Origin of the sequence: Nocardia sp. CC201C (genome assembly GCF_030010695.1) — a bacterium.
Classification (GTDB): Bacteria; Actinomycetota; Actinomycetes; order Mycobacteriales; family Mycobacteriaceae; genus Nocardia; species Nocardia otitidiscaviarum.
This window is the reverse complement of record NZ_JASCXP010000330.1, coordinates 1-8,406: the sequence shown is the minus strand read 5'-3', so window position 1 is coordinate 8,406 and position 8,406 is coordinate 1. Positions and strand designations below refer to the sequence as shown.

Below are 8,406 nucleotides of genomic sequence, written 5' to 3'. Positions count from 1 at the left end.
GCCGCCGCGGAAGGAGGCCACCGGCGGTCGCGGCGCGGCACGGGCGGCGGGCCGAGGAGGTGCTGTTGCTGGCCGGGGCGGCGGAGGGGTTCGCCATGCTGCCGCGGCTGGGGGCACGGCTGGCGGCGGTGATCCATCCGTCGTTCACCGAACCGGAATTGGCGCTGCGGGAAGCGGACGTGCCGGTGACGCGGGTGGTGTTGGAGCCGCCGTACACGCTCGACGCCGGACTGGTGCCCGAGCAGGCCGACCTCGTGGTGGTGGGCAATCCGACCAATCCCACGTCGGTGCTGCATCCGGCCGAGGCGCTGCTGGCGCTGCGCCGCCCCGGGCGGATCGTGGTGGTGGACGAAGCCTTCGCCGATGCCGTGCCGGGTGAGCCGGAAACCTTGTCCGGCAAGGACTTTCCCGACGTGCTGGTGCTGCGCAGCCTCACCAAGACCTGGGCGCTGGCGGGGCTGCGCTGCGGCTACGCCCTCGGCGCGCCGGAGATGTTGGCTCGGCTGAACCACGGCCGCCCGCACTGGCCGCTGGGCTCCCTGCAACTGGAGGCCATTGCCGCGACCAGCGCTCCGGCCGCCGTGGCCGAGACGCGACGCACGGCGGAGGCCATTGCCGCCGACCGCGCCGCCATGATTCCCCGGCTGCGCGCGCTCGGCGTCGCGGTGCATGAACCCGCCGCCGGTCCCTTCCTGCTGATTCGTGTCCCCGATGCGGAGCTGTTGCGGAAACGGCTGGCGGACAAGGGGATCGCCGTGCGTCGGGGTGATACCTTCCCGGGGCTGGACGCCGGTTGCCTGCGGGTGGCGGTTCGTCCGGCGGCCGAGGTGGACCGTCTGGTCGCGGCCATCGAAGACGTCGGTCTGTGATCCGACGCGGGTATCCGGTGAACGACATTCGTTCGGTCGTTGGAGGAGGTTGATCGTGACGGCGGTGCGGTTGGCGGACGTCATCGAGGTCTTGGACGCGGCGTATCCGCCGCGGCTGGCCGAATCCTGGGATTCGGTGGGGCTGGTCTGCGGCGATCCGGGCGAGGCGGTGACCCGGGTGCTGTTCGCGGTGGACGCGACCGCCGCGGTGGTGGACGAGGCTCTCGAATGGGGTGCGCAAGCTCTGGTGGTGCATCATCCGCTGCTGTTGCGCGGCGTGGACACGGTGGCGGCGAGCACGCCGAAAGGCGCTCTGCTGCACCGGTTGATCCGCTCGGGCTGCGCGCTGTTCACGGCGCACACCAATGCCGATTCCGCCGATCCGGGGGTGTCGGACGCGCTGGCGCACACCATCGGGCTCCGCGTCACCGCACCGCTCGACCCCAAACCGGTTGGGGCGCAGGATGAGTGGCAGGTGCTGGTGCCGCACACGCATACCGAGGCGGTGCGGGAGGCACTGTTCGCGGCCGGTGCGGGGGCGGTGGGGAACTACCGGGAGGCGAGCTGGTCGGTGACCGGGACCGGGCAGTTCCGGCCGCTCGACGGAGCCGCCCCGGCCATCGGGGCGGTGGGGGAACTCCAGATCGTGCCCGAGGACCGCATCGAGGTGGTGGCACCGCCGTCGGCCCGGCGGGCGGTGCTGAGCGCCCTGCGGTCGGCGCACCCCTACGAGGAACCGGCCTACCACGTGACCGAGCGCGCACCCCTGCCGTCCGGACTGGGTATCGGACGGGTCGGCGAGCTGGCGCAGCCACAACCGCTGCGGGCCTTCACCGCCCGCGTCCGCGCCGCACTGCCCGCCACCACCTGGGGGGTGCGCGCCGCCGGAGACCCCGAGCGCGTCGTCCGCACGGTGGCGGTGTGCGGCGGGGCGGGCGACTCCTTCCTGTCGACCGTGGCCCGCCTCGGCGTGGACGCCTACCTCACCTCGGATCTGCGCCACCATCCCGCCGACGAGCACCTGCGCTCCGGTGGTCCCGCGCTCATCGACGCCGCGCACTGGGCCACCGAATTCCCTTGGTGCGCACAGGCCGAGGGGGTCGTGCGGGCGGCGCTGCCGGGCGTCGAGACGCGTGTCTCGACGCTGCGCACCGACCCGTGGACGATCGGCGCGGCCGACTGCTGACCGGAGGTGGCCGGAGCGACGGTGGCCGCGCCGTTCGACGTCGGCTCGCCGCCACCTTGACCGGGCCATCGACCCGCGGGCCTGCTGTCGGCCCACTCCCTGAATGTCGTCCCCACGTCCGGACGGTCGTTCCCGGGTAGGGCTGTCGTGTCACGGCCCGACCATCGCCGAGGGCACCGCCGCCGCCCGCAGTCGGCGGCCGTCCCGGTGTCGGACGTCGTGCCGCCCTGGCTGCGGCTCCCGGCCGCGCACCCGGCACGACATCCGCTGCGGTGAGCGCTATTCCGCCACGATCGTCGCTTCGTGCAGCACCGGGAAGTTCACCGAGTTGGCGATGAAGCACCGCCGGTGTGCTTCGGCGTGCAGACCCTGCGCCTTGTCGATCATCGCCGCGTCGGTGACCGTGATGTGCGGGCGCAGGGTAACCGTGCGGAAGCGTTCGTCGTCCATCACGCCCAGCGCGCTGTCCCGATAGGAGGTGACCACCACCCCGGCGGTGGCGCACAGGTGCAGGTACCAGAGCATGTGGCAGTCGGAGAGGGAGGCCACCAGCAGCTGTTCCGGATTCCAGCGTTCCGGGTCGCCGCGGAACTGGGGGTCGGAGGTGGCGAGGATAGGCGGTCGCCCCGCGGTCAGCAGTTCGTGATTGCGACTGTAGGACCGGTAGTCCGTCGTCGCCCCGGACCACACCACCTCGACCTCGTACCGATGTTCGCTCACGCTGTTGTCCTTTCTGGTACGAGTGGGGGCACTCCGTGGTGACGCTTCGCTGCCTCCTCCGCGCCGGACCACTCTTACCGAGAGTGTGTCCGATCTCCGCGCCGCTGCCCACCGGAATTCGTGGGCCGGGTCACGGCCGCGGCCCGCGCGGTGACCATCGGCCCAGCTGGCGGGCGGGTTGGGAAAATCGGCGCTGTCGACGGAGTACGGTGGGGGTCTTGAACTGTCCACAGCGTCCAGGAGAGCCTCCGCGTTGAATGTCGAACCATCGATCCAAGCCAAGCTGCTCGACCTCGCCGCAGTCGACGCCGAGCTGACGCGGATCGAGCACCGCCGCAAGGTGCTGCCCGAGGAGCAGGAGGTGCGGCAGCTCGAGTCGGAGCGGACGGCACGCAAGGACGCGGCGGTCAAGGTGGAGATCCTCATCGACGACCTGGATCGCGATATCCGCAAGCTCGAGGGCGAGATCGACGCCGTGCGCAAGCGCGAGGAGCGCGACCGCGGCATGCTGACCGCCGGATCGGTCGGGGCCAAGCAGCTCTCGGAACTCCAGCACGAGCTGACCAGTCTGGAACGCCGCCGCACGGTACTCGAGGACGACCTCATCGAGGTGATGGAGCGTCGCGAGGCCGCGGCCGCCGACCACGATCACGCGGGGGCCAATCTGGACCACGCCGAACAGCTGCTCGCCGAGGCCCAGCGCAAGCGCGACGAGGCATTGCGGGATCTGGAGGCCGCCGCGCAGCGCTGCGCGTCCGACCGCGCCGCCCTGGCCGGTCGCTTCCCCGCCGAGCTGACCGCGATCTACGACAAGCAGCGCGCCGGCTACGGCGTGGGCGCGGCCCTGCTCCAGGCCCGGCGCTGCGGCGCCTGCCGGATCGAACTCGATCGCGGCGAGATCGCCCGCATCGCCAAGACCGCCCCCGAGGTGGTGGTCCGCTGCTCGGAATGCGGCGCGATCCTGGTGCGCACCAAGCAATCGGGACTGTGAGCGGCCGCGCCGGGGAGGGCGAACAACGGTGAAGGTGATCGTCGAAGCCGACGGTGGCTCGCGCGGCAACCCGGGACCGGCCGGTTACGGCGCGGTGGTCTGGGACGCCGACCATGCGCGGGTCCTCGCCGAGCGCTGGGAGTACCTGGGTGTGGCCACCAACAACGTGGCCGAATACCGCGGCCTCATCGCCGGTCTGGAGGCCGCCGCCGAACTCGGGGCCACCGAGGTGGCGGTCCGCATGGACTCCAAACTCGTGGTCGAGCAGATGTCGGGCCGCTGGAAGGTCAAGCACGCGGCCATGATTCCGCTGGCCGACCGCGCGCGGCAGCTGGTCGCGGGCTTCGACGGGGTGCGCTTCGACTGGATTCCCCGCGCGGCGAACTCGCACGCCGACCGCCTTGCCAATCAGGCCATGGACGACGGAGATCTGGTGGGGGAGGTGCGCACGGCGCTGGCCGACAGCGCCGCCGATCCGGTGCACCCGGCGGGCACGACCGCCCCGGATTCGCATCGCGAAGAGAGCACACCCGACCGGGGTGCCAGGCGCGAAACCAGCGGTGAGATCGTGACGCGCGGTAGCACATCCGACACGCGCGGTAGCACATCCGACACGCGCGGTCGCACATCCGAGGTGTCGCCCGGCGACACCTCGGGACCGTCAGGCGTCCCGGCGGCGCCCGGTGACGTCTCGTCGAGCGGCGCCGCGCACACCGCGCCCGGGTGGACCGGGGCGGTCGGGCGACCGACGCGGTTGCTGCTGCTGCGGCACGGGCAGACGGAACTGTCGGTGCAGCGGCGGTATTCGGGGCGCGGGAATCCGCCGCTGACGGCGCTGGGGCGGGAGCAGGCGGCGGGTGCCGCGAAAATGCTTGCGGGCAAAGGCAGTATCGGGGCGATCGTCTCGTCGCCGCTGGATCGGGCGCGGGAGACCGCGGAGGCCGCCGGGCACGCGCTGGGTGTGCCGGTGCGGGTGCTGGACGGGCTCATCGAAACCGATTTCGGCGTGTGGGAGGGGATGACGTTCGGCGAGGCGCGTGAACACGATCCGGAACTGCACACCCGCTGGCTGGGCGATCCGTCGCTGCCCGCGCCGGGCGGTGAGAGTTTCGACCAGGTGCGCGAACGCGTCGAGACGGTGCGCCGCGACCTGGTGGCGCTGCATCCCGGTGAGAATGTGCTCGTGGTCAGCCATGTGACGCCCATCAAGACCCTGCTCCAACTGGCGCTGGGGGTCGGGCCGTCGCTGCTCTACCGCCTGCATCTGGACCTGGCCTCGCTCTCCATCGCCGAGTTCTACGCCGACGGCGGCTCCTCGGTCCGTCTGGTCAACGACACCTCCTACCTGTAGGGCCCACCCGGCGCGGGCGTTTGCCGGGTACGACGCGGGGTACTTCGGCGGCGTCTGGAGGTGGACGTATGGCCGAGGCGGCGGTGGGCGTGGGCGCGCCGGTGGGACCGACGAAACTGAGTCGGCGAGCATGGCGGGGTGTGCTGCGTCGGACGGTGCGCGAATTCCAGGAAGACAGTGTGCTGGATCTCGCCGCGGCACTGACGTTCTACAGCGTGCTGTCGATCTTTCCCGGGCTGCTGGTGCTCACCTCCGGGCTGGCGCTGCTGGGTCCCGAGCCCACCCAGTCGCTGATCGACACGGTGCGCCAGATCGGGCCGGGCAGCGGCACCGAACTGCTGGTGGACGCCATCGAGGAGCTGCGTGGCTCACGGCCGTTCGCCGGGCAGCTCGCCATTATCGGTGTGCTGGTGGCGCTGTGGACCGCGTCGGCGTACATCGGGGCGTTCATGCGAGCGTCCAACGCGATTCTGGAGATGCGCGAAGGGCGTCCGCTGTGGAAGCAACTGCCGGTGCGGGTCGGGCTGACGGCGCTGATGCTGGTGCTGCTGGCCGTGGTGATCACCGGTGTGGTGGTGACCGGCGCGGTGGCCGACCGGGTGGGCGGCTGGCTGGGACTGGCCGAGCAGGCGGTGATCGTCTGGGATATCGCCAAATGGCCGGTGCTGGCGCTGCTGATGAGTCTGGTGTTCGCCCTGCTGTATTGGGCCGCGCCCAATGCCGTGCAGCCGGGATTCCGGTGGCTGAGTCCGGGCAGCGTGCTCGCCGTACTGCTGTGGGTGGTCGCCTCGGCCGGATTCACCGTCTACGTAGCCAATTTCGGCTCCTACAACAAGACCTACGGCTCGCTCGCGGGCGTGGTGGTGTTCCTGATGTGGCTGTGGCTGTCCAATGCCGCGGTACTGCTCGGCGCGGAGTTCAACGCCGAGCTGACCCGGGCGCGCAGTATCGCGCAGGGACTGCCGCCGGAGGTGGAGCCGTTCCTGCCGCACCGTGACGAACCCGAATCCCCCACGGTGTCGAGCTGATCCGACGGAACCGGACCCGCGCTACGGACGCAGCACCGCGGTCAGGAATTCGGTCTGATCGTAGACCGCCTTCTCGAACCAATCGTCGAAGTAGATGTCGAAATGTCCGATCGGATACTGCTTGACGACCGCGTGTTTGGTGCGGGCGGCGGCCTCCAGAGTGGGGCCGGGCGGGGCGACGCTGTCGTGCTCGCAGACCGCGTAGAGCACCGGGACCTTGATGTCCTTGACGCGCTTGACCGGTTTGTCGAACAGTACCGAGAGCCCGACGCGGGCAGCGACTTTCGGGCGGTAGGCGGTGCTCTCCTCGGCGAGACGGCCGAACCCCTCGGGGACGTCGGCGGCGCTCATCAGCGCCGCGGTGCGTCGGCGTCCGGCCAGCCGCACCCCGACGGGTTTACGGCGCAGCGGTCCGACGACCAGGTCGGTGAGCGCCAGCGTGCCGGTTTTGGCGAGGCTGATCGGCCCCTTCGCCATGGCCGAGGACCAGCCGCTGGTGAACGGGCACTGCGCCACCACACCGGCGAGGTAGTCGTCCTCCGGCGCCACCGCGAGCACATGTCCGCCGCCGAAGGAACTGCCCCACAGCGCGATCCGGGTGGCGTCGAAGCCGCGCAGGGTGCGCCCGTAGGCGATGGCGGCCCGCCAGTCCGCCCGCTGGCGGGCGATATTGATCACCTGCCGCGGCTCACCCTCCGAACCGCCGAAATGTCGATAGTCGAAGGCCAGCACACCCATTCCAGCCGCCGCGAACCGCCGGGCATAGCGGTCCAGGCCCATTTCCCGATCCGCCCCCAGCCCGTGCCCCATGATGACCAGCGGGCGCGGTTTGGGCGGTCCGTCCGGTAGATACAGCCACCCCGCACAGCGGTGACCCTCCGATTCGAACCCCACCTCGACACGCTCCATGAGCCATTACCGTACCCTGGTTGCGCGGACGAGTCGGTCGGGCGGCCGCGGCGATGGGAACGGGCACGGCTGTGCCGCCGCCCGTCGCCGAGGAAAGTCCGGACTCCACAGAGCAGGGCGGTTGCTAACGGCAACCCGGGGCGACCCGCGGGACAGTGCCACAGAAAACAAACCGCCCACACGCCATGTGTGGGTAAGGGTGAAACGGTGCGGTAAGAGCGCACCAGCGCGCCGGGTGACCGGCGCGGCTCGGTAAACCCCGCCCGGAGCAAGGTCGAAGGCCGCACTCTCGGCGAGAGTGCGGCTGCGCAGGCGTTCGAGGGCTGCTCGCCCGAGCCTGCGGGTGGACTGCTCGAGGCACCCGGCAACGGTGTGTCCAGATGGATGGCCGCCTCCCGGTGCGAACCGGGGACAGGATCCGGCTTACAGACCGACTCGTCCGCCCACCCGCCGTGGGCATAGTCGACGGCTATCGCTATCCCCGTGTGGGATTTTCCGTTTCGGCGCTCGATGCGACAGCGGCGGCGACCCCGCCGGGGGTCACCGCCGCTGTGCGCCGCTGTTCGGTCAGTTCGGTTGTACGACGAGCAACTGAGCCCAGTAGCTGGCCTGCTCCGGGCCGAGTAGGGGCAGCAGGTGGTCGAAGAGGATCATCGACATGCGGTAAGGAACTCCTCGGATCGCTCGGTGTCGGAAGAACGCGTCCACCCGCGGTACGCGGCGGATGCGACGGCAACCCTACAGCTCGGGTGGAGCGAGGCGGAGGCGGCGCGGCACGGCGTGTCGACCGGTCGTTCTGCCCGGAACTAGCCGGGAGCGTGACTGATCTCATACAGTGTTGCGCGTTGGAAGGTTCCGTTGCGGGTGATAGCAACGGGGCGAAGGGCATCAACGAACGTCGGAAAGCAGGTTTCGTCTATATGCGAATTGCTCGCAAGCTGGTCACCGGTGGGCTGCTCGCCGGTACCGCTGCCGTGCTGGCCGTGATGGGTTCCGGGTCCGCCTCGGCGGTCGCCGTGACCCCGCTGCCGGGTGGGGTGCAGGTGGATCTCACTCCCGCCGATACGCGCTGGGTGGCCGACACCCACTTCGGGCAGACCCTCGCCGGTCTGCCGCATCCGTCCGCCGCGTCCTTCGGGCAGGCGCTGGATTCCGCGGCGAAGCTGTCGTCGCAGTATCCGGAGGGGCGGGTCGTGTTCACCGTCTTCGGGCCGTTCGACCAGTTGAACGGCACCATGCTGGCTCTGCAGTAGGGCCAGTCCCCCCGGTGGAACTACATCAGCGGATCGTTTCGGCGCCGGTCGACTTCGGCGCCGTCCGAACCGAATTCGGGTTGGCCTAGGCGTATCCCC

General features: G+C 70.5%; 8 protein-coding genes and 1 other RNA gene. 7 read left to right on the top strand and 2 right to left on the bottom strand.

Annotation, left to right across the window (positions count from 1 at the left end):
- Positions 1 to 869: Rv2231c family pyridoxal phosphate-dependent protein CobC (gene cobC, locus QK444_RS27145; protein ID WP_282784996.1), on the top strand; the 869-nt coding region annotated here is incomplete at its 5' end.
- Positions 870 to 924: 55 nt separating this feature from the next.
- Positions 925 to 2,055 carry a Nif3-like dinuclear metal center hexameric protein gene (locus tag QK444_RS27140; RefSeq protein WP_282784995.1) on the top strand — a complete coding sequence of 377 codons (1,131 nt, stop codon included), beginning with the start codon at positions 925 to 927 and terminating at the stop codon, positions 2,053 to 2,055.
- Between the two features lie 279 nt (positions 2,056 to 2,334).
- On the opposite strand, the gene QK444_RS27135 is transcribed toward QK444_RS27140, so the two are convergent.
- A complete protein-coding gene (locus QK444_RS27135; protein WP_282784994.1) occupies positions 2,335 to 2,775 on the bottom strand; it encodes an OsmC family protein in 441 nt (146 codons plus the stop codon).
- A gap of 253 nt (positions 2,776 to 3,028) precedes the next feature.
- On the opposite strand from QK444_RS27135, the gene QK444_RS27130 reads away from it, so the two are divergent.
- The 3 genes from QK444_RS27130 to QK444_RS27120 all read left to right on the top strand — a co-directional run bounded on the left by QK444_RS27130 (position 3,029) and on the right by QK444_RS27120 (position 6,145).
- The gene (locus tag QK444_RS27130) at positions 3,029 to 3,766 is read left to right on the top strand and encodes a C4-type zinc ribbon domain-containing protein (RefSeq protein ID WP_029932596.1); all 738 of its coding nucleotides are present in this window, start codon (positions 3,029 to 3,031) and stop codon (positions 3,764 to 3,766) included.
- A gap of 28 nt (positions 3,767 to 3,794) precedes the next feature.
- The gene (locus QK444_RS27125; RefSeq protein ID WP_282784984.1) at positions 3,795 to 5,117 is read left to right on the top strand and encodes a bifunctional RNase H/acid phosphatase; all 1,323 of its coding nucleotides are present in this window, start codon (positions 3,795 to 3,797) and stop codon (positions 5,115 to 5,117) included.
- Positions 5,118 to 5,185: 68 nt separating this feature from the next.
- Positions 5,186 to 6,145 carry a YihY/virulence factor BrkB family protein gene (locus QK444_RS27120; RefSeq protein ID WP_282784982.1) on the top strand — a complete coding sequence of 320 codons (960 nt, stop codon included), beginning with the start codon at positions 5,186 to 5,188 and terminating at the stop codon, positions 6,143 to 6,145.
- Positions 6,146 to 6,166: 21 nt separating this feature from the next.
- Here the strand turns inward: QK444_RS27120 and QK444_RS27115 are convergent, their stop codons facing one another.
- Positions 6,167 to 7,054 (bottom strand): alpha/beta hydrolase, encoded by an 888-nt coding sequence (locus QK444_RS27115; RefSeq protein ID WP_282784980.1) that lies wholly within the window; start codon positions 7,052 to 7,054, stop codon positions 6,167 to 6,169.
- 29 nt (positions 7,055 to 7,083) lie between these two features.
- Between QK444_RS27115 and rnpB the strand changes: the two genes are divergently transcribed.
- Positions 7,084 to 7,496, top strand: an RNA gene (rnpB, locus tag QK444_RS27110) — RNase P RNA component class A.
- Positions 7,497 to 7,974: 478 nt separating this feature from the next.
- Complete coding sequence (locus QK444_RS27105; RefSeq protein WP_029932592.1) at positions 7,975 to 8,307, top strand: hypothetical protein; 333 nt, start codon at positions 7,975 to 7,977, stop codon at positions 8,305 to 8,307.
- The last annotated feature ends 99 nt before the right edge of the window (positions 8,308 to 8,406 follow it).